This is a genomic window from Acinetobacter sp. D009 (assembly GCF_038562025.1).
Classification (GTDB): Bacteria; Pseudomonadota; Gammaproteobacteria; order Pseudomonadales; family Moraxellaceae; genus Acinetobacter; species Acinetobacter pittii.
This window is the reverse complement of the sequence record NZ_CP151886.1, coordinates 3,573,462-3,599,185: the sequence shown is the minus strand read 5'-3', so window position 1 is coordinate 3,599,185 and position 25,724 is coordinate 3,573,462. Positions and strand designations below refer to the sequence as shown.

Here is a 25,724-nt window from a genome sequence, read left to right as displayed (position 1 = left end):
GGCGCTTTTTTTGTTTTTACATTTTGTTGTGGCTCTTCATAAACCAGCGGTCTATGTAAGGACGACCAATTCCCACCATCCCAACAAAAACTAGCATTGTGCCCAATTGTAAACGCAGATGAGTTAAATCGAGCTGACCATAACTTAAATAATTATCTGCTAGGCAATATAGGGTAATCACAATTAACCAATGCCATAAAGGAAGTCGTTTAATACCGACTGCAATAAAAGTAATTGTTAAAATAACAAAGGTGCCCAGTGTCGATTGCCAATTTAGATTTGCACAAATCACACTCAATAAAAAAGCCACAATAGGAAGTACGATTTTTAATATACGGTCTACCTGAAGTTGATTTTGTTTTTGCTTCTCTAAGACTTCAAACAATTCTTTTTGATCAGGTTGTTGCATACATGGCCCTATTAATCAGTGATGACAAGTGATTGCATAAAATTTCAGGTAAAAACGCAATGTTATGATAGCATGATCAACAGTATTTTCAGTGATGGATGGCACTATGCAGGGCATCAGCGGCATTATCTATATTATTTTAGTGGCATGTTTGCTGCCATACGCATTTACCGTAATTGCAAAATTTACAGGTGGTTTCCAGCCCGTCGATAATCAAAATCCGAGAGCTTTTTTGGCTAAAACAACAGGGCTTGCTGCTCGCGCTAATGCTGTACAACAAAATAGCTTTGAAAGCCTACCTTTATTCTTAACTGCTATTTTAATGGCTGAATATATGGTTGTTCCAGAATATTTTATTCTGAGATTAGGTTGGGCATATATTATTTTAAGAGTTATTTATGGCATCTGCTATTTAAGTAACTGGGCAACTTTACGCTCGATTGTTTGGTTCTTATCGATATTGTGTCCAATCTTTCTGTTAGTGGTCACGATAAAACTGACTTGAGTGTCATTCTGTCATCATTCATATCAACTTTCGCGTGTGCCCATTGTATAATCGGCATCATTTTGATGATATCCACGCTATAATCGAGTGGATTTTACATCTGACTTCATAACGAAAGAGTATTGATATGAGTTACAGCAATATCCCAGCAGGTAAAGATGCGCCAAATGACATCTATGTCATCATTGAAATTCCTGCAAATGCAGCACCAATTAAATATGAAATCGATAAAGATTCTGATGCATTGTTTGTAGACCGTTTCATGGGTACAGCAATGTTCTATCCAGCGAACTATGGCTATGTTCCAAATACTTTGTCTGAAGATGGCGATCCACTAGACGTACTTGTTGTAACTCCACATCCTGTTGCTGCTGGTTCTGTAATTCGTTGCCGTCCAGTGGGCAAATTAAACATGGAAGATGACGGTGGTATTGATGCGAAATTAATCGCTGTTCCACACGAAAAATTATCTCCACTTTACAAAGACGTGAAGGAATATACAGATCTTCCTCCGTTATTGATTAGCCAAGTTGAGCATTTCTTCAGTCACTATAAAGATTTGGAACCAGGTAAGTGGGTAAAAATCAGTGGTTGGGAAGGTGCTGATGTTGCTAAAGCAGAAGTATTAAAAGCAATTGAAGCTGCTAAATAAGCTTTAATTGATAAGCTTAGAATGTCTGAATTGATATTTTGAGCTTAATAAAAAACCTACATCTGTTGCCAGACGTAGGTTTTTTTATACTTGATAGATTTGTGAATTAGAATAATTTCACAGGAATATCAAGGAAGATACGCCATTCATTAGTGTCAGGCATATAGTCTGCAGTATAGGCATCGTCAGCACGGTAGATTGAATTACGTAAGCGTAAGCTTGAACCTTTGGCAAAACCACTTTGAACTGTGTATTTTACTTGGTTGAAGAATTCGCTTTCACTTGAGTCATCTGCACCGTTAGACGTTTTGATATCCCAACCATACACATAAGCAGTAGTCCAGTTTAGACCTGGTAATACACCTAACTTACCAAAGTCGAGGTTATATTGGATTTGTGCAGATTTTTCATCATTACCAATGAAGTCAGACAAATAAGAGTTTGGCAAATAAACACTTTGACCGCCGTCTTGGTTTGAACCATAGTTATAACCAATATTACCGCTGTTTTGTTGGTACGCTAACATCACACTATGTGGACCAGTCGCATAAGTTCCTGAAACTGCCCAAATATTATTGGTTTTGTCTTCACCAGCTGGGCCAGTTGCGTATGACAATGATGCATTTTTATCAAATTTAGTGTGATAACCACTGAAGTCATAAGTAAGTGAGCTGTCATTAGCAAGGGGTTGCTTGTAGTTCACATTGACATAATGACGATCAAGTTTGTCTTTTACATCAACGCCATAGTAAGAACCATTAAGTTGATCATCAAACTTATATTTTGCACCCCAAACCACGGCACGATCTAAACCATTTTGGTCAGTCGCAATTTGGTCAGAATATTGGTTTTTAGTGAATTTACCAGCAATTACTTCTAAATCTTTAATTTCATGGCTGGTTAACAATGTACCTGTGAAATATTCCGGAACCATACGAGCAGTGTTACTTGCAAGAACAGGTAAATCAAGTACTTGAGTACCATAACGTACAGTAGTATTTGAGAAACGAGCCTTTACGCTACCGCCACCACGTGTCCATTGATCATACGGATTTTCACGTACGCCATTGTAACGAGGAATCATTTGGTTGCCGTTATTGTTATTTGCACCAATTTTGAATGAAAAATCACCCACAGCGCCAACACCGAAACCAACAATACCTTTGGTAAAGCCAGAATCTAGTGTAACGATTGCTGATTGAACAAATGAACTGTCATCTTCAACGTTATTTTTCTTGTCACGTTGAATATAACCTGTACGGAAGAGAATAGAACCGTTCGCATCTTCAACAAATCCTTTTGCCTCACTTTGCTCGCTTGCCTGAGCTGAGGAAATTATTGCCGCAGAAATGAGAACTGCTAATGTAAGTTTTTGTGCTTTTAGCATATTTAAAGAACCTCATAAAAACGATAAATCCTGTGCCTTGTTATAGTTCAAAGCCTAGGATTTCCATCAATTGTATAAGTAATCTATAAAAAAGATATATTTTTGTTCATTTTATTTTATATATGCTATGCAGGATTTGATTAATGTGGTAGGGGTTGTTTAATAAATTTATAATTAGTCTTTTATACTTAATCTATTGTTTAAAATAAAAAAAGTAATTTAATTTTTAGTGGATTTTTACCATTTATTTTGTATTTAAAGTTCAAAAAATAGTTGATTCTTGTGTTCATTTTTTACTCTTTTTTGTTGGATATGTTCACTTTTTAATCTTATTTTAAGTTTCTTTTTTCATCACTTTTATTTTTATATCCTTTAAATTGTTACTATATAACGTTATTTTAAAAATGGAATGTACAAAAATAGATCACTATAGGCGGTCAACAAAATATGTTTAGGTTGATCAAATTTAGTGCAATACATTGCTTATATTTTGTGCATTACTCTTTTTATCCATATTATTGCTTAAAAAAGACCCAAAATAGTACATCTACTTTAAACAAGTAATAAATAAACAAATCTAATGAGTAGAAATGCGCAATCACAGATCATTACAAGCATTGTCCTCTAGAAATTTACATACTTTTTATATCTCGCCTCTAAGATTAAATAGAAAATTTATGTGCAACAAATGAATACTTCACGCCTCGCTCATTAATTTCCGATAAGGGGTTTTCGTATGTTTAGTATTTTTTCTTGTATAAGAATTTTATTTTATCGCTATGTTTTTTATGGATATATTTTTATAAAAATTACCCAGAAATTTTATAATAAAGTGAGTTTGATCTCAAAATTAATGAAGAGCACTGAGAGCAAATTCGTACTTGGCACAGCAATTGCTAAAGCTCAAGTAACACAATTTGTTTAATTCCTATAAATCGTGCGTTCATTGTGGGGGAGATCAAAATGATGAAATTTGCACTTAAGGCAGTAACTCTTGGTATCTTTGCAGCAGGGTCAACTATGGCTATGGCTGAAGATGCTCCATCTTTTTATGGAATCACGGCAACAGGTAGTGTGGCAGCGACCACAGACTACCGTTTCCGTGGTGTTACCCAATCGTCAAATAACCCAGCTATTCAAGGTGGATTCACTTTTTCTCATAAGTCAGGTGCTTATGTTGCGCTTTGGGGGTCAAGCGTAGACTTTAATACACCTGGCGTTTCAACTGAAACCGATATCTCTTTAGGTTATACAAATACATTAAAATTGTCTGATACGCTTGCACCAACTTATGATGTGGGTGTAATTCATTATGGATACATTGGTTCTGACTCAAAATTTACTAACCCATACAATGGTGATACTGGCTTCGACTTCACCGAATTTTACGGAAAATTAACGTTTGCAGACTCTTTGTTTAAAGGTGATGCACTTAGTGTGGGCGTAAGCTATTCAGATGATTACTGGGGCCACTCTGATGAGTTCTGGTATTTCAACGTCGGTTATTCAGCACCAATTGCAGACACAGGATTTACTGGACTTGCTTCAGTTGGTTATAACAAGCTTAAAAACAAAGACTCTTTACTTGTAGTTGCAGGTGGACCAGGTGAAGACGATAGCTATATCGATTATAAAGTCGGCGTAAACTATAACATTTTAGGTATTGTTGCTGAGCTAGATGTTGTTGGTACAGACATTAGTACTTCTGGTATGACTGATGCTGGTAAGAAACCTTATGACACGGGCTTGGTGTTTAGTTTAACTAAAACATTCTAAGTTTGAGTTTTAAAAAAGCGGGTGAGTAACCCGCTTTTTTATTAATTTTCTATTTCAGAAAGTAGCTGTTTTAACTGGTTAAGCTCAATATCCGTAGCTTTAGATAATGGCTTGCGTGGTAAACCCGCAGAGACACCTTTTAGTTGTAAACCAGCTTTAATTGTTTTAGGTAAACCACCATTTACAATAAAGCGTAGTAAAGGAAGTTGCTGATAAAATGAATTTTGGGCTTGTTCTAACTCACCATTTTTTACATGTTCAATAAGCTGTTGAGGTCGTTGACCTAATAGGTTTGGTGCTGCTGTACACCAGCCGCTTGCTCCAGCACATAAAGCTTCTAAAGCTAGAGGGTTACAACCGTTATAAAATGGGAGTTCTCCTTTTGATAGCTCATAAATCTTATGCATGCGCTGAATATCACCGCTACTTTCTTTCACCATCGTAATATTTGCAATGCTATTAAACATATGCACGATTAATTCTGGAGACATATCAACACCGCTAGTCGCAGGGTTGTTATAAATCATAATTGGTAGTGTGGTCTCTTGGGCAATTGCGTGATAATATTCAAAAATCTCTTGGTCTGTTAGCTTCCAATAAGATATAGGAATCACCATGAGTGCATCTGCACCGTAGCTTTGCGCGATTTGGGCTTTTTTAATGGCTTGATCAGTCGTGAGTTCTGAAATTCCAATAATGACAGGCATGCGTTTATTAATACTTTCAATTGAAGTTTTTGCGACTAAGCACCATTCATCCCATTCAAGATAAGCGCTTTCGCCTGTACTGCCTAAAGGCGCAATCGCGTCGCAACCGTTTTCAATAAGCAAATCCAGCATCTGTTTTAAAACAGGAAGATTAATGGTGTTGTCATCAGAAAATGGGGTAACAGGGTAGCCAATAATGCCGTTTATTTTCATGGTGGAAATCTCTTTTTAAATACAGTCAGAATGTTTTTTCAAAGCTTTACGTGCGTAGTAGGCAAAGTTCACTTTGTTGCGTTTATCGGTAGAAACCCAGTCATGAGCTTCTTTTGCTAAAGCATGGGGGATGGGCTGGATTTGTCCGGCAGACATGGCTAGCAGTTGCAGTTGAGCTGCTCGTTCAATTAAAAGAGCCAAGTTGCAGGCTTCTTCAATGGTTTTTCCTGTAACCAGTTGGCCATGATGAGACAACAAAACAGCACGGTTTTTACCAAGCGCAGAAGAAATCAAAATACCTTCTTCATTACCTACAGGGACACCTGGCCAATGACCTACAAATGAGCAGTCTTCGTAAAGTGCGCAAACGTCCATTTGGGAAACCATAAGTGGAACCTGTAGCATCGATAGAGCCGCTACATGAGTCGGATGCGTATGGATAATGCAATTCACCTCTGGGTGTTCTCTATAAATCCATGTGTGAAAACGATTGGCTGGGTTTGCCATTCCTTCTTGATTGATGGGTTCTAAATCTTGATTCACCTCAAGTAAATTTGAGGCAGTAATTTCATCAAAACCTAAACCGAAACGTTGGGTAATAAAGGATTCTTTATTTTCACTACGGCAGGTAATTTGGCCTGCTAAACCAGCATCATGGCCATGGTCAAATAAAATACGACAAGTGAGTGCAAGCTTTTGACGATCAGTTAAATCTGAGTCGCTAATCCACTTTTGCATGTCTTGCTGTGCGTGTTGCATCAGGTCTTGTTTGTTTACAGCAGCAGTCTTCATCTCTTCTCCAGTCCAGTTGACCAAATTAAGTAGGTGAAGGCAGAATAGAAAATATCTGGATGAATCAATACATCCAGTTTTTATAAGTTGTATGGTCCAGATGGGGCGAATATGCTAAGACCTTGGCAAGTAAATTTTCGTATCGATGAAAGAGAAGAAAAAACGGTTTTTCTAAAACTGACTAACTTGATTAGTCAGGAAATTTTATGTGGCCGTTTAGTGCAGGGGACGATGCTGCCGGGGTCTCGTAGCTTGTCAAAAGAACTAGGAATTAATCGAAAAACTGTACAAGCAGTATATGAAGAGTTAGAGGCACAAGGATGGCTTGTGACCCGTCCCCGAAAAGGTACATTTGTGGCGGATGTTTTGCCGGAAAAACAGCTTCAAATAGAGCCAGTATCTGAGCGAACAGTTATTGATAAACCAATCACTCAAGAAGTGATTCAACGCCCACATAACGATGGTGTGCCAGATCCGAGGCTTATTCCCTACGAACTATTTTCGCGGGCATACCGGCATGCACTGATTAAAATTACGCAAAACCAGTACATGGGATATGGTGACCCACGAGGGATGGTTGAGCTAAGACAGGCTTTACAACAAATGCTATCGATGGAACGTTTTATGAATGTTGCCGAAGATGAGATTTGTATTGTACGTGGTAGCCAGATGGGAATTTTTCTTGCCTCTCGAGCATTACCTAATCGGCAGGGCGTTATCGTTATTGAGGAATTGTATTATCCATCTGCTTTTAAAGCATTTCAGTCAAATGGCTTTCAAGTGGTTTCTGTTAAATTAGATGAACAAGGTATTGTCATTGAAGATTTAGAACGGATTTTACAAGAGCATTCTGTAGCCGCCATTTATACAACTCCGCATCATCAATATCCTACAACTGTCACCATGACCATGTCTCGCCGTCTTCAACTCTTAGAGCTTTCAAAAAAATGGGGCTTTTATATTATTGAAGATGATTATGACCACGAATTCCATTATGACAGCCGGCCTATGCCACCCTTAGCAAGTTTGCCTCATTCTGAGTTAGTCATTCATGTGGGTTCATTATCAAAGGTCTTTGCACCCGGTGTCCGATTGGGATATATGGTAGCGTCCCCAACAATCATTCAATCCATTACTGAAGATATTTTATTGATTGATCGGCAAGGCAATAACATTACGGAACTTGCTTTAGCAGATTTAATGCAGCGAGGGGAAATCAAGCGGCATATCCGTAAAATGAAAAAAATATATCAACTACGCCGTGACCATGCCTTAGTTGAGTTCAATCGAATTTTTGCAGAGAGTGTTCAGATACAGCCACCCGCAGGTGGAATGGCTTTGTGGGTGAAATTCCAGAAACCATTTACTCAAGATCAGCTTATAAAATTAAAAGAACTTAACATTGATACAGAGCATAAGTTTAAACAGGGGGAGCCTTCTAACCATTGTGTTCGTTTTGGCTTTGCTGCTTTATCAGAGAAGGAAATCACTGCTTTAATCGAGAAGCTAAATGAGATTCCTAATAAAAGAACAGTGAACTCATAATCCGCTGTTTTATTTTAAGAAAGTTCACTCTAATTCATTTCTACATTTTTGAATCTCTGAGACAAATTTAAGCAGAAAGGGGGTAATTTGTGACTTATATTTTTCGGTTTGTAGCATCTCGCTAATTTTTTCAGGAGATTTGCCGATGAGAGAAATCCTTAAAAATAAATCTTCAAAGAAATTGCTACTAACAGTCGACAATACTCTTCTTAAAGAAACTAGCATGTCGTCGCCGCGGCTAGATGCATGAACCAGGACAATAGGTATATCTATAATTTCGGTACGGGAAACCATCCAATCAATTGCATTCTTGAGACCACCTGGAATACAACGGATATATTCTGGACTTGAGATGATAATGCCATCTGCATCAGAAACAGATTTGATGAAATCTTCCACTACAGTAGGCGTTTTTTCTCCTTCATTATCTGGAGAAAAGACAGGCAGATTATTAATATGATCAAAAACTGTCAATTCAATGTCGGACGGTGCTATATCCTTCATTGCTCTTAATAGAGCAGTATTTGTAGATTCTTTTCTTGCACTACCTGAGATAGCCAAAATTTTCATAGCATCCTCTTTACTTCTATTAATACATAGGGAGTAATAAATTCTCTTATTAATAACTTCTATAAATATTAAAAAAGCGGACTCATAATCCGCTGTTTTTATTTTAAGAATGATTGCCTCGATAAGAGAGCGCTTCTGTAAGATGAGGACTTTGGATCATCTCACTTTGCGCCAAATCGGCAATGGTACGAGCAACCCGTAAAACACGATGATAAGCACGAGCCGACAGATTCAAACGTTGTTGAGCCATTTCAATCATTCGTTGAGAAGTACTATCAAGTACAGCATATTGCTCAAGTTGTTTCGGTGAAAGTGCTTGATTTAAACAATCTTGTCTTTGCATTTGTTGTTTATAAGCATAAATCACACGCTGTCTTACAGCCGTAGAGTCTTCAGCAGGCGTTGGATCTTGCAGTTCTTGAGCTTTTAAAGGCGGTACATCAATATGTAAATCGATACGGTCAAGTAATGGTCCCGATATACGGTTTTGATAGCGCTTGATACTCTCTGGCGAACATTGGCAACGGCTGTCTTGATTAAACGCATAACCACATGGACAAGGGTTCATTGCTGCAATGAGTTGAAAGTTTGCAGGATAAGTAATTTGCCGAGCTGCACGTGAAATAATGATTTCTTTTGACTCAAGCGGCTGACGTAAGACCTCTAGAACTTTTCTGTCAAACTCGGGGAGTTCATCTAAAAACAAAACCCCTAAATGAGATAAGGTAATTTCACCCGGTTTAGGATGTGAACCGCCCCCAACTAGTGCAATCGCTGATGCTGTATGGTGGGGCGCGCGAAATGGACGCTGACCAAAGGTATGCGGTGTATTTGAAATAGAATAAATACTCGCGACTTCAAGCGTTTCCTGATTAGAAAGCGGTGGCAAAATTGAAGGAAGACGTGAAGCGAGTAAAGTCTTACCTGTACCTGGTGGTCCTTTAAAGAGCAGCGAGTGCCCGCCTGCGGCGGCAATTTCTAGTGCGCGACGTGGACGTAGCTGACCTTTTACATCTGCCAGATCAAATTTATAAGGCATTTGGTTTGAGGTCGTTGCAGGTTCAATCGAAGATAGTGATTTTATGCCCAAGAAATGATCACAAACTTCTTTTAAATGGCTCACTGGATAACATTTAAGATTCGGTAAATGGCTAATATCCTGACTGTTATCGAGAGGTAAAAGCATTTTATGCTTGGCCTGTTGACACGCCATTGCCAAAGTTAAAGTGCCTGACACTGGCCTTACATGGCCATCTAAAGCTAATTCACCAATTAATTCAAAATCTTCGGCACAGTTTTCTGGGAGCTGGCCAGATGCAATTAAAATACCTATAGCAATAGGTAAATCTAGACGTGATCCATCTTTGGGCAAATCTGCTGGTGCAAGATTAATGGTCAGCCGTTTTGTTGGAAATTGAAATCCACTATTAATAATGGCTGAGCGAACGCGGTCTTTACTTTCTCTTACCGCCGCCTCTGCTAGGCCGACAATAGTAAGAGAAGGTAAGCCTTGACTCACATGTACCTCAACTTCAATCAGAGGTGCATGTAAACCTAAAAGTCCCCGTGTATAAATTTTAGAAAAAGACATCTTATTGTTCCATTATGGTGCTTCATTTTTAATCGTTGTAAAGTATAAATGCGCTACGTTGGTGCTTATTTTTTATTCTTTAAAGTTTCTTCTAACAAACTTACTTGTTTTTGTAGCTCTTCTAAACGTTGATTGGCTGATTGAAGTGCAGTCTTTTGACGGTCGATCTCTTGTTTGGAAACAAGATCCAACTTTTCGACCGCTTCATTTAATAATGCACGTAAATTTTTTTCCAAATCTTTTTTAGGCTCATCAATTTGTTCCAGAATGGCCTGTAGCAAAGTTTCTAGCATGAAATATCCAAAGTGTTGTATTACCTTATGCTTTACAGTTTAACACTGCTTAAGCGCTGGATATAGGTTTCAATTTTTTTAGTGCAAATAGATCATTAAATCAGCATATAACACTACTGAAAATTCATTTTATTTTTGATAGCTCATCTACATCTTGCTCACTAAATAGGTTATAAAGAAAGTTCATGCAAAAGATTCATTTCCCTCAACCTTTGAAATATTGGCATGAAAATTGAACATAAAACCTTACTGGTGAAAAGAAGCCGAAGGAAACAAACATGAAGCTTGTAACTGCAATTGTAAAACCGTTTAAATTGGATGACGTGCGTGAAGCACTCTCTGACATTGGTGTACAAGGGATTACCGTAACTGAAGTTAAAGGTTTTGGTCGTCAAAAAGGGCATACTGAACTCTACCGTGGCGCGGAGTATGTGGTTGATTTCTTACCTAAAGTAAAAATCGAGATTGCGATTAGTGATGAAATGGTCGACGCAGTAATTGAATCAATTACACGTGTAGCAAGCACTGGAAAAATCGGCGATGGTAAGATTTTTGTGACTAACCTGGAACAAGTAATCCGTATTCGTACGGGTGAAACTGGACCGGATGCTGTCTAAATTGGCACAAAGCTTGCTGAGTAGAAAATAACTCGCAAATGAGGTTGGGGGACACGAATGAAAAAAATGCTTATGGCGCTCAGTCTATCAGGCGCTCTTTTGGGTGGTACTGCCGTTTGGGCAGAAGAAGCTGTAACAACGCCAACATCGGAAGTTGCGGCTGCATCAACATCTCCAGCTACTGCAACTACTGCAGAAGCACCAGTTGCTGAAACTCCAGCAGCTCCAGCACCGACACCTACGCTTGATACGGGTGATACCTCTTGGATTTTAGTTTCAACCGCATTGGTTCTATTAATGACCATTCCGGGGTTGGCATTATTCTACGGCGGTATGGTACGTAAAAAAAATGTACTCAGTACGATGATGTTCAGCCTTTCAGCTGCAATCTTGGTAAGTTTGCTGTGGGTGATTGCTGGTTACTCAATCGCGTTCTCTGGCACAGGTGCATTTTTTGGTGATTTGTCTAAAGCAATGCTAAACGGGGTAGCGTTTGATGCATTAAGTGGGACAATTCCTGAAAGTCTCTTTGTTATTTTCCAAATGACTTTTGCCATTATTACAGTGGCGATCCTTAGCGGTTCTATTGCAGACCGTATGAAATATTCAGCTTTCATGGTGTTTATTGCAGTTTGGGTGCTCGTTGTTTACGCACCAATTACCCACTGGGTATGGGCTGCAGATGGCTGGTTATTTAAAGCAGGCGCATTAGATTTTGCTGGTGGTACAGTTGTACATATCAACTCAGGTGTTGCAGGTCTAGTTGCTGCTTACATGCTTGGAAAACGTATTGGCCTTGGCCGCGAATCTATGGCTCCGCATAACCTGACTTTAACTGTAGTGGGCGCAAGCTTACTTTGGGTGGGTTGGTTCGGCTTTAACGGTGGTAGTGCTCTAGGCGCTGGTGCTCGTGCAAGTATGGCAATTTTAGTGACTCAAGTTGCCGCTGCCGCTGCTGCATTCTCTTGGTTAGTTGTTGAACGTATGATCCGTGGTAAAGCATCTGTATTAGGCGGTGCTTCTGGTGCGGTAGCTGGCTTAGTTGTGATTACACCAGCAGCAGGTTTTGTTGGGGTAGGCGGTGCTTTAGTGATGGGCCTTATTGGTGGCGTAGTGTGCTTCTGGGGTATTACAGCACTTAAACGCTTACTTAAAGCCGATGATGCTTTGGATGCGTTTGGTTTGCATGCGGTAGGCGGTATTGTCGGTGCGATTTTAACTGGCGTATTCTACAGTGACGAAATTATTAAAGCAGCGAACGTTGCATTAGCTCCAACATTCGCTGGCCAATTATGGGTACAAGTTGAAGGCGTATTGGCAACCATGGTTTACAGTGGTATCGCGACTTTCATTATTCTTAAAGTGATTGATCTTGTGATTGGTATTCGTGTTAATGCTGATGATGAACGTATGGGGCTGGATTTAAGCCAACATGGCGAACGTATCGAATAATTCGTAATATATTCCAATCAAAAAACAGTCTTCGGACTGTTTTTTTGTCTTATAGAATGCTGGTTCTGTAAGTGTAGAAATTTTGCTACACTAGGTCAAAGTAATCGACCCTATAAATCCGCTATGCATTGTCCATTTTGCAACGCCGCAGATAGTAAAGTCATCGATTCACGTTTAGCCGCCGAAGGCTGTCAGATTCGTCGACGTCGTGAGTGTGTAAGTTGCGGTGAACGTTTTACCACTTTTGAAAGCTATGAAGTGGTAATGCCCCGTGTGATCAAATCGAATGGAAAAAATGAACCTTTCGATGAGGCCAAATTACGCCGTTCGTTAATGCATGCTTTGCAAAAACGTCCGGTCACACAAGAGCAGATCGAAACAGTTTTAAGTGATATTCAGTTGCAGATTCGCCGTTTAGGTGAGCGTGATGTGAAATCTAGAACAATTGGCGAAATCGTCATGCAATCTTTATTTGCCCTTGACCATGTTGCTTACGTCCGATTTGCTTCTGTCTATCAAGATTTTCAGGATGTTGAAGCGTTTCGCCGTCAAATAGAGCAAATGCAGCAACGTGAACACTAATCATTTGAGATTTTTATGTCTGAGTTGAAACAAGATCAGTATTGGATGCAGCAAGCCATTGAACTTGCCAAACGAGGACTATATTCGACCAAGCCTAATCCAAATGTTGGTTGTGTGATTGTCAAAGATGATCAGTTAATTGGCCAAGGTTTTCATCCTAAAGCGGGTCAGCCACACGCAGAGGTTTTTGCCTTACGCGAAGCGGGTGAACATGCACAAGGTGCAACGGCTTATGTCACGCTTGAACCATGTGCGCATTATGGCAGAACCCCTCCTTGTGCCGAAGCATTGGTGAAAGCTCAAGTTAAAAAAGTAGTGGTTGCTTGTCCTGATCCAAATCCATTGGTTGCGGGTAAGGGTGTTCAGATTTTAGAAAATGCCGGAATTGAAGTAGAAGTTGGCATTTGCGAAGATTTAGCATCAAAACTTAATCAAGGTTTTTTAAAGACAATGTCTACAGGCATGCCTTATGTACGTTTAAAGGTAGCCTCAAGTTTAGATGGGCGTACTGCAATGGCATCAGGTGAGTCGAAGTGGATTACCGGTTCGGCTGCGCGCCAAGATGTACAACATTGGCGTGCCATTTCTGGAGCAGTGATTACAGGTATTGAAACTGTGATTGCAGATGATTGTCAGCTTAATGTGCGTTCACTCAATAATTTTGATATCGAGATGATTGCTCAGCCAAAACGGGTTGTTTTAGACCGCCAAGGACGTTTGCCACTTAACGCTAAGATCTTAGCGAATCCTGAAACTGTGATGGTGATGGGGCCGTATCGTCGAGAACTTGCTGATTTAGGCGTGATACAATTAGAAATTAAGCCTTTAAAAATGCTGTTACAGACCCTATCTAAGCAACATCAAATTTATGATGTGTTGGTTGAAGCTGGCGCAACATTGTCTACTGCCTTTTTGCAAGAAGGTTTGGTGGATGAATTAATCAGCTATATTGCCCCGACCTTATTGGGGAAAAGTGCAAGGGCCATGTTCAATGCAGAGTTTGAATATATGGCAGAGCAACTTCGTTTTACACTTCTTGATGTGACACAAATTGATCAAGATATACGCTTAAGGTTAATCCCTACGCAAGAGAAAGTATGAATTCAGAGCCTTCGGTTTATCACAAACGTCGTCATGCAGCCCGTACGACAGACGAATATCTTTTCCATCAGCTTGTGCCGTACTTGGGTAATAAGCGCCGATTGCTCCATCTAATTTTAGAAGCCCTTGAAATTACAGGGACACTGAATAGCAAGAAAAAGAATCCACCGATTTTTGCCGATTTCTTTGCCGGCAGTGGCGTTGTATCTCGTTTAGCACGTCAAAATGGTTACCGTGTGATTGCGAATGACTGGGAACCTTATAGTCATGCTTTAAATCATGCGATTTTAGCCTGTGTAGATGCACCTGCTTTTAAAGAACTGGGGGGCTATCAAAAGGCAATCGATTATTTAAATCGCTTACCTGAAGTTAAAGGTTGGGTAACGCATAACCTTTGCCCACGTAACGATGATGTATACGATCCAACTCGTGACCGTTTATTCTTTAAACGTCGTAACGGTATGCGTATCGATGCAATTCGTCAGCAGATTGCAACATGGCAGGCACAAGGTGCAATTAATGATGTAGAGATGAGTGCTTTACTTGCGCCATTGCTCTATTCAGCTAGTTTTGTCAGTAACACGAGTGGCGTATTTAAAAGCTTTCACCAAGGGTGGGGCGGACGTACTCAAACTGCGCTAGAACGAATTGAGTCATTACTTTGGTTAACACCGAGCCGTTTTTGTGAGATTGGTGATCGCAAACGTCCGGCTGCTGAAATGTGGTGTGTAGATTCACAACATCTAGCAAATCAAATGAGTGGTTTTGAGGTTGATGTTGCCTATCTCGATCCACCATATAACCAGCACGCATATAGTAGTAATTACCACGTTTTAAATGCATTAACTTTATGGGATCAGGTGGATTTACCTTCACCGGATACCAAAGGTTATAAGAGTGGTATTGATAGAGCATGGCGTAAAGAACGCCCAAGTCCATATAACTCTTCTAAACATGCAAAAGATGCGTATGAGAAATTACTTTCAACGATCAATGCACGCTATATTCTGACCAGCTATTCAACTGATGGTAATATCGAGCCGAAAGATTTACTTATGGCCAATCTGGAACGAGGCAAAGTGACCTTGTTAACACAAGATGTTCCGCGTTATCGAGTGAGTAAACAACGACAGTCTGAACGTGCACGCGTGCTTGAGTTTATTGTGATTACTGATACTCATGCTAAGTCAGGACCACCATTACGTCAGTTATTAGGCCAGCTTTACCACTTCGCCGAGCTAGGTGGTGTAGATACCTCAGGCAATAGTACACAGCTCGCACTTTGGTAAGCGCTGCAATTTAAGCAGTGTAAAAGATTTGGAGATTGAGCCATGTTTACAGGCATTATTGAAAGTTTAGGTAAAGTTGAAAGCCTGCAAAGTGTAGGTGGTGATGTACGTCTACGTATTCAGACTGATCTGGATATGTCTGATGTACATTTGGGTGATTCGATTGCAACCAATGGTATTTGTCTTACAGTGATTGAATGGGGCGATAACTGGTACGCAGCAGATGTTTCCCGTGAAAGTTTAAATCGAACGACTTTAGGTAACTGGAAAGTTGGGCAACGTGTCAATGTTGAAAAGGCAATGTTACCGACAACGCGCTTTGGTGGGCACATTGTAAGTGGTCATGTTGATGGCGTAGGTGAAATTACCGTAGTGCGTGAAGATGCTCGATCAATCTATTATGAAGTTACAGCACCGACAGAACTTGCTAAATATTTGGCGGAAAAAGGCTCTGTAACCGTTGACGGAATTAGCTTAACGATTAACCACTTGCGTGGAAATATTTTAAGCTTGAATTTGATTCCGCATACCGCAGAACGTACCAATATTGGAACATGGCAAGTAGGCAGTAAGGTCAACCTTGAAGTCGACGTGTTGGCGCGTTATATCGAACGTTTATTGCTAGGTGATAAAGCAGCTGAACAAAAAACTGAGTCAAATATTAGTATGGCTTTTTTAGCTGAAAATGGTTTTTTAAAATAAAAGCCAGATCATCAAAATAAAAAAACCGGACATATGTTCCGGTTTTTTTATTTTTAAAAATTAATGCTTGGTGAGTGTAACCGAATGTGTGCCAACCCATGGTTTAGTATGCTGAGTGCGTGTAATTGAAAACTCACCTTTTTCCGACGCTCGTGTCAGCAAGATTGAAAGCGAATTAAAGTCGTTATGACTCATATAAAGTTCTTGTGCTGAAAATGTCCATTGCTCACCCTGATTAAGCTGCTCAAGTTGCTTTGAAATCTGATGCGGAATGTCCATTTCTTACCCTCATTAATTATCTTAAAATCACTACTTTCTATTCTCATAATCAATTGATCTACAAGAATAATATTTATGTCTATTTTGTGACACATAGGTGTCAGTTTTATGACAGAAGAAGTTTTAAAACTTTACTTCTCTATTTTTTCATCAGAAAACTTAGAGTTCTTTAAAATATATTCAATTTCTTCTTGAGCTGCCGAATGTAGTTTAGCTCGGAAAGCCGTTACGGACTCTTCAATTAAGTTTTCAGCTTCAAGTTCTAAACGAATGCGTAAACTTTCAAGCTCAGATAAGATTTGATCATCGGTGATACTAAGTTTTACGCCAGCAGAGTAATTGACGGCTGGGGTTTCAGGGTTTTTCTGATAACGTGCAGTTTGTTCTGCAACTTCTTGTTCTAAATGACTACGTAATGTCTGTAATGTTTCAGTCTGTTCATTAAACTTGCGAATTTCGTCTGCTTGCAACTCCGCAGCATAAGCAGCTTCTGATGCACGTTTGTCAGCAAGCGCTTTTTCTAAAGCGAGCTGACGACGGATACGTGCTTGCTCAATAAGCTCTGCCTTAAGGTCCGCGTAAGCTTGTTCAATTTTTTGCTGTGATTCTAACTGCGCTTTTTCATCATTTAAAACCCAAAGCTGAATAGGGGTTTGTGGTTCTAATAGGTCGCAAATACGTGCCAGATCTTGTTGATAGGCATGACGGACAGCTTCAGGCGCATTTAACCATCTTTTTTTAAAATCTTGCCCGACATTTAATGCCACCATGCTTCTCCTTTGTTCAACAGTATTTACATTTTAGCGCGTTATAATTTAAAGGTCCGCGGTTCTATACCCAAACGGCGATACATTTTAAATTTTTCTCGGCCAATTTGCTTGGCTGTTTCATTATTTTCAACAATTTCTATAATGTGGCTAAAATGATCAACTTGTTCAAGTGCATGATTGTTAAAATTAAATACTAACAAGCCTTGTTCAAGCGGTTGTTTAGCCGAAATACATACAGCAGCTTCAGCTTGGTCAATGCCATGCGCAATGAAACTTGCAGGGTCGAAATCCCATAATCTTTCATCAAGAGTTTGTTGTAGCTGCACATCTGGGCAATACCACCAGATTTTAGGATGCTTCTGTAAAATCTTTCGGCATAAACGGCAAGCACTATCGACTTGCCGTTCTTCACTGGTTTCAAACAGATAAAAACTAACTTTAGCCATTCGTATTTACACGATTCGCTAAAAATTGCATGAGTAATGGTACTGGGCGACCTGTTGCACCTTTAGCTGGACCAGATAACCATGCTGTTCCTGCTACATCTAAATGAGCCCAACGGTACTCACGTGTAAAGCGTTCAAGGAAACATGCTGCCGTAATCGCACCGCCGTATGGACCGCCGATGTTTGCAATATCAGCAAATGGTGAATCAAGTAATTCTTGATAATCCTCAATCACTGGCATACGCCATACACGGTCATATGATTGTTCACCCGCTTGTTGAAGTTCAGCTGCTAAAGCATCATCTGGTGAGAACAAACCACTCAGTACTTTACCTAAAGCGACTACACATGCACCAGTTAATGTTGCGATATCAACCACAACTGCTGGGTTGAAGCGTTTGATATAGGTTAATGTGTCGCACAGTACCAAACGACCTTCCGCATCGGTATTTAAAATTTCAACTGTTTGTCCGCTCATGGTTGTCACAATATCGCCCGGACGAGTTGCTTTACCTGAAGGCATGTTTTCTGCGGCTGCAATTGCTCCAACGACATGAATTGGAAGTTTTGCTTCGCATAGCGCACGAATAGTACCTAGTACAGAGGCGGCACCGCACATATCGAACTTCATTTCATCCATGCCTAGGCCTGGTTTTAAAGAAATACCGCCTGTATCAAAAGTAACGCCTTTACCAACAAGCACAACAGGCGCTTGATCGATTCCAGCTTGGTATTCGAGTGTTACGATACGACCCGGACGTTCAGATCCTTTGCTGACTGCAAGAAAAGCATACATACCTAAATCAGCCATTTGCTGTTCATTTAAGACAGTTACTTTGAGTAAGTCAGGGAATTCTGCAGCTAAAGCTAATGCTTGTTCTGCCAAATATTCAGGGAAGCAAATGTTACCTGGACGGTTTCCAAGGTCACGTGCATACGACTGACCAGACTGTACGGCATGCACTAAAGCCAGTTGTTTTTCATCGAGGCTCGTTGTTGAACTAATTAAATCAACCTGTTGTAACACAAATTCATTTTTTTTCGATTTAAACTCATCATAACCATAAGCTGCTTGAGTTAAGCTTAAAGCGAATAAATAATGGTATTCGACAGGTAACGCAGCAATATCAATTGCGATATGCTTAAATTTATTTTGTGTCGATTTGATAATGGTTTGGGCAAGTTTAGCGAGCTTAACCGCCTGAAGTTCGGCTGTTTTTCCTAAGCCAAGTAATTGGCTATGAGGTTGATTTGAAACCTGACCGAATAAAGGCAGAGTTTCATTGAAGTTGCCTTTGAATTGGGTGGCAGTAAGAACGCTTTCTAGGTTATTGATTTGATATGTGTTGATGTTGCTTTGTAGCTGTTCTGAATCAACTAAAACCCACAAAGATTCATTAGATGTCTGTTCGGGAAAAGTTGTATAAGTTGTAAATTTCATGGCTGCCGTGATTGCCTATAGAAAGTTATGTTGGATTAAAACATTGAAACACTTTCAAGCATAGCGTTGCAATGTGCGGTTTTATATTTTTAACATTCGGGTAAACTAGCACACGTCCCGATTAGCCTTTTGGAAGTATTACTTTGATTATTCGGCGTTATCTCGTCAAGCAAGTTGTCTCTACCTCATTGGTGGTCATTTCTTTACTGACCTTAATCATGATGGGTGGTCGTCTGATCAAATACTTTGGTGTGGCGGCGCAGGGGCGTTTAGATGCCAGTATCTTGTTTAGCATCATTGGATATCGTTTACCTGAATTTCTAACACTCATTTTACCATTGGGTTTTTTCATTGGTTTAATGTTGGTGTTTGGTCGTTTATATGTTGACCATGAAATGGCTGTATTAAATGGTAGTGGTGTAAGCCGTCATCAATTAGCACGATTACTCATTCCAATGACGCTGGTTTATATGGTATTTCAGTCTGTGCTTATGCTCTGGATGACGCCGTGGGGACTACGCGAGTTTGAAAAACTGACAACTACACAAGCTGTTCGGACAGGTTTCGATTTGGTTCGACCAAGAGAGTTTATTTCTTCTGGGCCATATACGATCTATGCAGGTTCATTGTCAGAAGACCGAAAGAATTTGAAGGATATTTTCTTTTATCAACGCGCTGCTAAAGAAGATAAGCCAGATGTTATGATTTTGGCAAAGGAAGCGACTCGTGTAGAAGTTGCAAATGACACCGCCAATGTCGTTGATCTGGTACAAGGTCGTCGCTATGAAATATTCCCGGGACAACCAAAATATACACAAGCAGAGTTTCAGTCTTATCGTCTACGTTTAGAAAATGACAAAGATGTTAAGTTTGAGAGTGGCGATGTAGAAGCACTATCAACAACAAAACTCTTTTCAAAAACGAATGATCCAGTCATCAGAAGTGAGTTGGGATGGCGTTTATTTGGGCCATTCACGATTGTTATTGCGTTAATGCTATCAGTGGCATTGTCTGAGGTGAGCCCACGACAAGGCCGTTATTACCGTCTTATTCCGGCGATTTTTATTTTTTCCAGTCTGATCGTATTAATGATTGCAATCAAGACTCGTATTAGTAAAGAAGAACTCGATATTTGGGCTTATCCTGCCGTGTTAGTTGTGTATGGCGTTGCTGCCGCCTTATTCTCACGTAAGCAGAAGTTAGGACCAAAAATCAAGAAACAGATCAAGCGAGTGAAATTATAATGTTAGCACGTCGAATAGTCGCCAAATATGTGACGAAAACCACTGCGCTTGCGATGTTTGGCACCACAGTTGTTTTGTCCATTCTTCAGGTCTTATTTACATATCTTGGCGAGTTGGGTGAGCTCAAACCAGACTATAACGCATGGCAAGCTCTCGTCTATGTCTTGTGGGGAGCTCCTCGCTATCTCTATGAAATTTTACCTATCTCTGTCTTGATTGGTGCCGTGATTGGACTGGGCTCATTGGCAACGAGTAGTGAGCTCATTGTTATGCGTTCAGTCGGTGTTAGCTTATGGCGTATTGTTGGTTGGGTTATGCGCTCAGCTTTACTGCTTATTATTTTGTCATTTGCTTTAAGTGAATGGGTTATTCCTTATACCAATGAAAAAGCACAAAGTGTTAAAAGCCATCGTTCTGTAGCTGCTTTAGGTGAAGTTAAAGGCTATTGGTCACGTGAAGGGCAGCGATTTATCTATATCGACTATGCTAACTCTCAGGGCAATTTAAGAGACATTCAAGTGGTCGACTTTGACCAGAACTATTACTTGCAATCATTAATTAATGCTCAGCAAGGACAGTTTATTAAAAATGGTCAATGGGCGTTGAAAAAAGCTGAACAAATGGACATTTTGGCGGCAGGCAATGCCATCAAAACTGATCATGAAGAGCAATCGCTTGCTTTAGCATTGCAGCCGAAATATGTGCACATGGTGACTTTAGATCCTGAAGATTTATCACCAAGCCAACTGATTAGCTTTATGCGTTATATGGATGAATATAGCCAGGTACCAAAAACGTATCAATTGGCTTTCTGGCAAAAAGTTGCTTCGCCATTTTCACTCATCGCATTAGTTCTCGTGGCGTGTTCTTTTATTTTTGGACCATTACGTCAACAATCGATGGGTTTCCGTTTGGTGATCGCATTGTTTATTGGTTTGAGTTTCTATTATTTGCAGGATTTCTTGGGCTATGCGAGCTTGGTTTATTCTCCATCTCCAGCATGGTTTGTGCTCGTGCCTATCTTGTTAATGTTTGGTGCCGGAAGTTATTTGCTTTACCGCGCTCGCTAGTAATAAGTGATATTTATGGTTTTCATCAATCGCGGATATTGGTGAAAGCCATAGGAATAAATAGAGTCTTGACCGAAAATTCGGTAAGATATTGTGACGAAATTGTAGACAAAAGAGAAATTGATTATGACGGATGCAACTGCTGGCAAGATCCCTCACGTTCTGGTCATTATGGATGGTGTTGGACACCGTGAAGCGATTGAAGATAATGCTTTTCTTGCAGCAAAAACACCAAATTTGGCGGCAATGAAAGCTAAGCATCCGAATAGTCTAATTTCTGGTTCAGGTGAAGATGTTGGATTGCCTGATGGACAAATGGGTAACTCTGAAGTCGGCCATATGAATCTTGGCGCTGGCCGTGTGTTATATCAAGACTTTACCCGTATTACTAAAGATATCCGTACTGGTGACTTTTTCAAACATGAAGTGTTGATCGACGCTGTTGAAAAAGCCAAAGCTGCTGGCGGTGCTGTCCATATCATGGGGCTACTTTCAGAAGGTGGCGTCCATTCACATGAAGATCATATTGTGGCGATGTGTGAACTTGCATTAAAACGCGGTGCAAAAGTTTATTTGCACGCTTTCCTTGATGGTCGTGATACACCTCCACGTAGTGCTCAGCCGTCTTTAGAAAAATTAGATGCATTATTTGCTCAATATCCGGGCCAAGGCCGTATCGCAACCATGATTGGTCGCTACTTTGCAATGGACCGTGACAACCGTTGGGATCGCGTTGAGCAAGCTTATCGCTTGTTGACCGAAGGTGAAGCGCTTCGTACTGCGCAAACAGCGGTTGAAGGGTTGGAATTAGCTTATGCAGCCAATGAAAATGATGAGTTTGTAAAAGCGACTCGTATTGGTGATATTGCTAAAGTTCAAGATGGTGATAGCGTTGTATTTATGAATTTCCGTGCTGACCGAGCTCGTGAAATTACTCGCGCATTTGTAGAGAAAGACTTTGCTGGTTTTGAACGCAAAGTTGTACCAAATCTTTCTAAATTTGTGATGTTAACGCGTTATCAGGCAAGCATTGATGCACCAGTTGCATATATGCCAGAAGCCCTTAAAAATTCATTGGGTGAGTATTTATCTTCTTTAGGTAAAACCCAGTTACGTATTGCTGAAACTGAAAAGTATGCACATGTAACATTCTTCTTTAGTGGTGGTCGTGAAGATGAATATCCAGGTGAAAAACGTATTCTAATTCCATCTCCAAACGTTGCGACATATGACCTTAAGCCAGAAATGAGTGCTTATGAAGTCACTGATGAGTTGGTTAAAGCGATTAATTCGGGTGAGTACGACTTATTAGTTGTGAACTACGCAAATGGTGATATGGTCGGTCATACGGGTGTATTTGATGCTGCGGTTAAAGCAGTTGAAGCGGTTGATACTTGTTTAGGTCGTGTCTATGAGGCAGTTATGGCGAAAAAAGGCCATATGCTCATTACTGCTGACCATGGTAACGTTGAACAAATGCAAGACTACGAAAGTGGGCAAGTGCATACTCAACATACAACCGAGCTTGTGCCGTTTATCTATGTTGGTCCAACACAAGCAACAATTGCAGAAGGTGGTGTGCTTGCAGACGTAGCACCGACAATTCTCAATTTAATGAAGATTCCTGTTCCTGCCGAAATGCAAGGACGTAATCTGATTACACTATCTGCATAAGTTAAAGGTGATTGGATGCTGCAACACATTAAATATAAAAAACTTATTGTAAGTATGTTGCTGTGTTGCAGCCAATTTACCTTTGCAGCGCCAGTTGTAAAAGAAAAAATGTCACCTTTGCATTCGGATTCGGAAGAACCGGAACATAGCTATGCAGAGGTGCCGATCGAGTCGATTCAACAGTTTGTGCAAATCTATGGAATTGTTCGAGATAACTACGTTGATGTGAAATCCGACGATGCCTTATTTCAACAAGCCATAAAAGGGTTAGTGAGTGGGTTAGATCGTTATTCGCGTTATTTATCGGCAGAAGAATATCGCCAACTGATTCAATACACAGAGGGTGATCTTGCATCAGTTGATTTTGCATTAAGCCCTGAATCACATGCTCATAAATGGATGATTCGTGATCTTAAAACCGGTTCTGATTCCTATAAATTAGGTTTGAGAAATGGTCAGACGATTCTCAAAATTGATAACCAAGATTTAAAAAATTTAAACCAAGATCAGGTGCTTGGACTACTTTACGGTTCTATAGGAAGTACACTTCAAGTACAAGCAGAAGAGCTAAACGGAAACATTAACTTAGTCCGTAATAAAAAAATAGAAACCGATATAGAACCTGTAATGTTACATAATCAGGTGCTCGTACTCAAAATTAGAGTATTCCAACAAGACACTGCTAATGAAATTAAAAGATTAATTGAAGAAAACAGTTCTCCACGTTTAAAGGCTGTTTTAATCGATTTGCGAAACAATCCGGGTGGGTTGTTATCGGCAGCAGTTGAATCAGCAGATTTATTTTTAAATAACGGAATTATTGTTTCAACCAAAAGCCGTTCGGAAGGTAACCAGCAGTTTCAGGCTTTGCCCGGTAATGAATTTCAGAATATAAAACTGGGTATATTAATTAATCACCGCTCTGCATCGGCAGCAGAAGTTTTTACTGCGGCCATGAAAGAACACCAGCGTGCTTGGGTGATGGGTGAAAAAAGTTATGGAAAAGGTGTAGTGCAAAAGCTATTTCCTTTGCCAAGTGGGGCGGCTCTACAGATGACAGTCTCTCACTACTACACACCCAATGGCAATATGATTGAAGGACAGGGTATTCAGCCTAACCAGACCTATCCATTACCTGCAGAAATGAAAGAAGACGTATATTTAGAGCGCGTTGCAGATTTATTGCTAAAGAGGAAGTAATTTTTATACTTCCTCTCCCATTTCAGTATCTAAGCCAAACTTTTTGAGTCGATAGCGCAAAGAACGAAATGTCATTCCTAGCTTTTTAGCTGCCAAAGTTCGATTCCAATGCGTCATGTTCAGAGCATTCAGTAAAATATCTTTTTCGATATTTTCTAAGTAGCGTTCTAAACCTTCCATTGGAAATTTTGGGTGAGTCTGAACAGCCGGTGTTTGATTTAGTTGTTTCGTTACGATTTGCGGGCTCACGCTACTGCCTCTAAGAGGAGGCGCTAAGTGTGTTAAATCAATGGACTCATCATCACTTAAAGTAATGGCTCGTTCAATCATATTTCTTAATTCACGAACATTACCCAGAAAGTCTTGCTGCAATAAGTAAGTTTCAGCGCTCGCCGTTAATTGCTTGCTTGAAATTCCCCATTCCGTACAAACCTTTTGAATAAAATGATTGGCCAATAGCAAAATATCTCCACCACGGTCACGTAGTGGCGGCAACATAATATCCATAACATGAATACGGAAAAATAAGTCCTGACGGAATTTACCTTGTTGAACTAATAAATCTAAGTCTTGGTGGCTCGCACTGATTACTCGAAAATCAACATCAATTTCCTGATCTGAACCTACAGGGCGAATCTTTTTCTCTTGTACTGCCCGAAGCAATTTAACTTGCATACTTAAAGGCAATTCGGCAATTTCATCTAAAAATAAACTGCCGCCGTGTGCCGATAAAATCAGACCTTGTTTGTCTTGGGTTGCTCCAGTAAAACTGCCTTTTTTATGCCCGAAAAGTTCACTTTCCATGAGCTCAGTTGGGATTGCTCCACAGTTAATTGCAATAAATGGTCCTTCACTGCGGTTGCTTAAGCGGTGAATTAGATTAGCAACAACTTCTTTACCCGTACCAGATTCGCCTGTAACAAATACAGGAGCTTGGGAGCGGGCTATTTTTTTAATAGCTGTCCGTAAGTTTTGTATAGGTGGTGAACGCCCAATTAATAAGTCATTTTCTAATGTTGTTTCACCGAACTCATGCTCTGGTTTTGGCTGGTTGAGCGCCTTTTTTAACAATTGATCTAAGTGAATTTGGTTAATAGGTTTGCTGACAAAATCAAAAGCTCCAGCTTTTAATGCTGCAATTGCAATATCCATATTGCCGTATGCAGTTAAGACTGCAATGGGAGTGTGTGGGTAAGTTTGAGAAACATGTTGGACCAATTCTAAGCCACTACCGTCAGGTAGATTTAAATCGGTCAAGCATGCATCGTAATGAAACTGAGTAAAGAGCTGTTTGGCCTGTTCAACCCGATAAGCAAGATGTGTCTTAATCCCCATTCGTGCAAGAGTCATTTGCATTAACAGGCACAAATCTTCTTCATCGTCTACAAGCAAAACGAGTGGTTGCTGTTCTGCCATT

General features: G+C 40.0%; 27 protein-coding genes. 15 read left to right on the top strand and 12 right to left on the bottom strand.

What is annotated here, in order from left to right:
- Positions 1–16: 16 nt before the first annotated feature.
- Positions 17–409 (bottom strand): hypothetical protein, encoded by a 393-nt coding sequence (locus AAC388_RS17170; protein ID WP_014208156.1) that lies wholly within the window; start codon positions 407–409, stop codon positions 17–19.
- 106 nt (positions 410–515) lie between these two features.
- Between AAC388_RS17170 and AAC388_RS17165 the strand changes: the two genes are divergently transcribed.
- Positions 516–914, top strand: coding sequence for an MAPEG family protein (locus tag AAC388_RS17165; protein WP_002121258.1), 399 nt, complete (start codon positions 516–518; stop codon positions 912–914).
- Between the two features lie 127 nt (positions 915–1,041).
- The gene (gene ppa, locus AAC388_RS17160; RefSeq protein WP_002121243.1) at positions 1,042–1,566 is read left to right on the top strand and encodes an inorganic diphosphatase; all 525 of its coding nucleotides are present in this window, start codon (positions 1,042–1,044) and stop codon (positions 1,564–1,566) included.
- Between the two features lie 106 nt (positions 1,567–1,672).
- On the opposite strand, the gene AAC388_RS17155 is transcribed toward ppa, so the two are convergent.
- Positions 1,673–2,953 (bottom strand): OprD family outer membrane porin, encoded by a 1,281-nt coding sequence (locus AAC388_RS17155; RefSeq protein WP_206224520.1) that lies wholly within the window; start codon positions 2,951–2,953, stop codon positions 1,673–1,675.
- Positions 2,954–3,689: 736 nt separating this feature from the next.
- Between AAC388_RS17155 and AAC388_RS17150 the strand changes: the two genes are divergently transcribed.
- Both AAC388_RS17150 and AAC388_RS17145 read left to right on the top strand, forming a co-directional pair.
- Positions 3,690–3,878, top strand: a complete 189-nt coding sequence (locus tag AAC388_RS17150) for a hypothetical protein (RefSeq protein WP_238517351.1) — start codon at positions 3,690–3,692, stop codon at positions 3,876–3,878.
- Between the two features lie 38 nt (positions 3,879–3,916).
- Entirely contained in the window at positions 3,917–4,729 is an 813-nt protein-coding gene (locus tag AAC388_RS17145) for a TorF family putative porin (protein WP_017385855.1), read from the top strand.
- A gap of 41 nt (positions 4,730–4,770) precedes the next feature.
- Here AAC388_RS17145 and AAC388_RS17140 read toward each other — a convergent pair whose 3' ends face one another.
- Both AAC388_RS17140 and AAC388_RS17135 read right to left on the bottom strand, forming a co-directional pair.
- Positions 4,771–5,649 carry a dihydrodipicolinate synthase family protein gene (locus AAC388_RS17140; RefSeq protein ID WP_342370972.1) on the bottom strand — a complete coding sequence of 293 codons (879 nt, stop codon included), beginning with the start codon at positions 5,647–5,649 and terminating at the stop codon, positions 4,771–4,773.
- Positions 5,650–5,664: 15 nt separating this feature from the next.
- Entirely contained in the window at positions 5,665–6,441 is a 777-nt protein-coding gene (locus AAC388_RS17135) for an aldolase (protein WP_342370971.1), read from the bottom strand.
- A gap of 111 nt (positions 6,442–6,552) precedes the next feature.
- On the opposite strand from AAC388_RS17135, the gene AAC388_RS17130 reads away from it, so the two are divergent.
- Positions 6,553–7,986 (top strand): PLP-dependent aminotransferase family protein, encoded by a 1,434-nt coding sequence (locus AAC388_RS17130; RefSeq protein WP_342370970.1) that lies wholly within the window; start codon positions 6,553–6,555, stop codon positions 7,984–7,986.
- 24 nt (positions 7,987–8,010) lie between these two features.
- Here the strand turns inward: AAC388_RS17130 and AAC388_RS17125 are convergent, their stop codons facing one another.
- The 3 genes from AAC388_RS17125 to AAC388_RS17115 form a co-directional block, all read right to left on the bottom strand.
- Positions 8,011–8,556: an NADPH-dependent FMN reductase gene (locus AAC388_RS17125; RefSeq protein ID WP_141316626.1), complete on the bottom strand. Its 546-nt coding sequence runs from the start codon at positions 8,554–8,556 to the stop codon at positions 8,011–8,013.
- A gap of 103 nt (positions 8,557–8,659) precedes the next feature.
- Positions 8,660–10,147 (bottom strand): YifB family Mg chelatase-like AAA ATPase, encoded by a 1,488-nt coding sequence (locus AAC388_RS17120; RefSeq protein ID WP_069030899.1) that lies wholly within the window; start codon positions 10,145–10,147, stop codon positions 8,660–8,662.
- A 65-nt stretch (positions 10,148–10,212) separates the two neighbouring features.
- Positions 10,213–10,440: an accessory factor UbiK family protein gene (locus AAC388_RS17115; RefSeq protein WP_002121136.1), complete on the bottom strand. Its 228-nt coding sequence runs from the start codon at positions 10,438–10,440 to the stop codon at positions 10,213–10,215.
- 278 nt (positions 10,441–10,718) lie between these two features.
- On the opposite strand from AAC388_RS17115, the gene glnK reads away from it, so the two are divergent.
- The 6 genes from glnK to AAC388_RS17085 all read left to right on the top strand — a co-directional run bounded on the left by glnK (position 10,719) and on the right by AAC388_RS17085 (position 16,183).
- The gene (gene glnK, locus AAC388_RS17110; RefSeq protein ID WP_000780326.1) at positions 10,719–11,057 is read left to right on the top strand and encodes a P-II family nitrogen regulator; all 339 of its coding nucleotides are present in this window, start codon (positions 10,719–10,721) and stop codon (positions 11,055–11,057) included.
- A 57-nt stretch (positions 11,058–11,114) separates the two neighbouring features.
- A complete protein-coding gene (locus AAC388_RS17105; protein ID WP_032063101.1) occupies positions 11,115–12,509 on the top strand; it encodes an ammonium transporter in 1,395 nt (464 codons plus the stop codon).
- A 123-nt stretch (positions 12,510–12,632) separates the two neighbouring features.
- Positions 12,633–13,091, top strand: coding sequence for a transcriptional regulator NrdR (gene nrdR / locus AAC388_RS17100; protein ID WP_000543541.1), 459 nt, complete (start codon positions 12,633–12,635; stop codon positions 13,089–13,091).
- Positions 13,092–13,106: 15 nt separating this feature from the next.
- Positions 13,107–14,192, top strand: coding sequence for a bifunctional diaminohydroxyphosphoribosylaminopyrimidine deaminase/5-amino-6-(5-phosphoribosylamino)uracil reductase RibD (gene ribD / locus AAC388_RS17095; protein WP_342370969.1), 1,086 nt, complete (start codon positions 13,107–13,109; stop codon positions 14,190–14,192).
- Positions 14,189–15,481: a DNA adenine methylase gene (locus AAC388_RS17090; protein WP_002121221.1), complete on the top strand. Its 1,293-nt coding sequence runs from the start codon at positions 14,189–14,191 to the stop codon at positions 15,479–15,481. The genes ribD and AAC388_RS17090 overlap by 4 nt, the downstream gene beginning before the upstream one ends.
- Positions 15,482–15,523: 42 nt before the next feature.
- Positions 15,524–16,183, top strand: a complete 660-nt coding sequence (locus AAC388_RS17085; protein WP_002121149.1) for a riboflavin synthase — start codon at positions 15,524–15,526, stop codon at positions 16,181–16,183.
- Between the two features lie 60 nt (positions 16,184–16,243).
- Here the strand turns inward: AAC388_RS17085 and AAC388_RS17080 are convergent, their stop codons facing one another.
- From AAC388_RS17080 to AAC388_RS17065, 4 genes are all read right to left on the bottom strand, one after another.
- On the bottom strand, positions 16,244–16,462 hold the full coding sequence (locus AAC388_RS17080) for a hypothetical protein (RefSeq protein WP_002121224.1): 219 nt from the start codon (positions 16,460–16,462) through the stop codon (positions 16,244–16,246).
- A gap of 131 nt (positions 16,463–16,593) precedes the next feature.
- The gene (locus tag AAC388_RS17075) at positions 16,594–17,232 is read right to left on the bottom strand and encodes a hypothetical protein (protein ID WP_002121184.1); all 639 of its coding nucleotides are present in this window, start codon (positions 17,230–17,232) and stop codon (positions 16,594–16,596) included.
- Between the two features lie 38 nt (positions 17,233–17,270).
- Positions 17,271–17,678, bottom strand: a complete 408-nt coding sequence (locus AAC388_RS17070) for a DNA polymerase III subunit chi (RefSeq protein WP_002121193.1) — start codon at positions 17,676–17,678, stop codon at positions 17,271–17,273.
- On the bottom strand, positions 17,671–19,119 hold the full coding sequence (locus tag AAC388_RS17065) for a leucyl aminopeptidase (RefSeq protein ID WP_327742535.1): 1,449 nt from the start codon (positions 19,117–19,119) through the stop codon (positions 17,671–17,673). Before AAC388_RS17065 ends, AAC388_RS17070 begins: the two co-directional genes overlap by 8 nt.
- Before the next feature lie 143 nt (positions 19,120–19,262).
- Here AAC388_RS17065 and lptF point away from each other — a divergent pair, with 143 nt between their 5' ends.
- The 4 genes from lptF to AAC388_RS17045 all read left to right on the top strand — a co-directional run bounded on the left by lptF (position 19,263) and on the right by AAC388_RS17045 (position 24,307).
- Positions 19,263–20,363, top strand: coding sequence for an LPS export ABC transporter permease LptF (lptF, locus tag AAC388_RS17060; RefSeq protein WP_002121169.1), 1,101 nt, complete (start codon positions 19,263–19,265; stop codon positions 20,361–20,363).
- Positions 20,363–21,433 (top strand): LPS export ABC transporter permease LptG, encoded by a 1,071-nt coding sequence (gene lptG, locus AAC388_RS17055; protein ID WP_342370968.1) that lies wholly within the window; start codon positions 20,363–20,365, stop codon positions 21,431–21,433. The genes lptF and lptG overlap by 1 nt, the downstream gene beginning before the upstream one ends.
- Positions 21,434–21,559: 126 nt before the next feature.
- On the top strand, positions 21,560–23,107 hold the full coding sequence (gene gpmI, locus AAC388_RS17050; protein WP_005065710.1) for a 2,3-bisphosphoglycerate-independent phosphoglycerate mutase: 1,548 nt from the start codon (positions 21,560–21,562) through the stop codon (positions 23,105–23,107).
- Positions 23,108–23,122: 15 nt separating this feature from the next.
- Complete coding sequence (locus AAC388_RS17045; protein ID WP_101664215.1) at positions 23,123–24,307, top strand: S41 family peptidase; 1,185 nt, start codon at positions 23,123–23,125, stop codon at positions 24,305–24,307.
- A 3-nt stretch (positions 24,308–24,310) separates the two neighbouring features.
- Here the strand turns inward: AAC388_RS17045 and AAC388_RS17040 are convergent, their stop codons facing one another.
- The gene (locus AAC388_RS17040; protein ID WP_078224279.1) at positions 24,311–25,723 is read right to left on the bottom strand and encodes a sigma-54 dependent transcriptional regulator; all 1,413 of its coding nucleotides are present in this window, start codon (positions 25,721–25,723) and stop codon (positions 24,311–24,313) included.
- Between the last annotated feature and the right edge of the window lies 1 nt (position 25,724).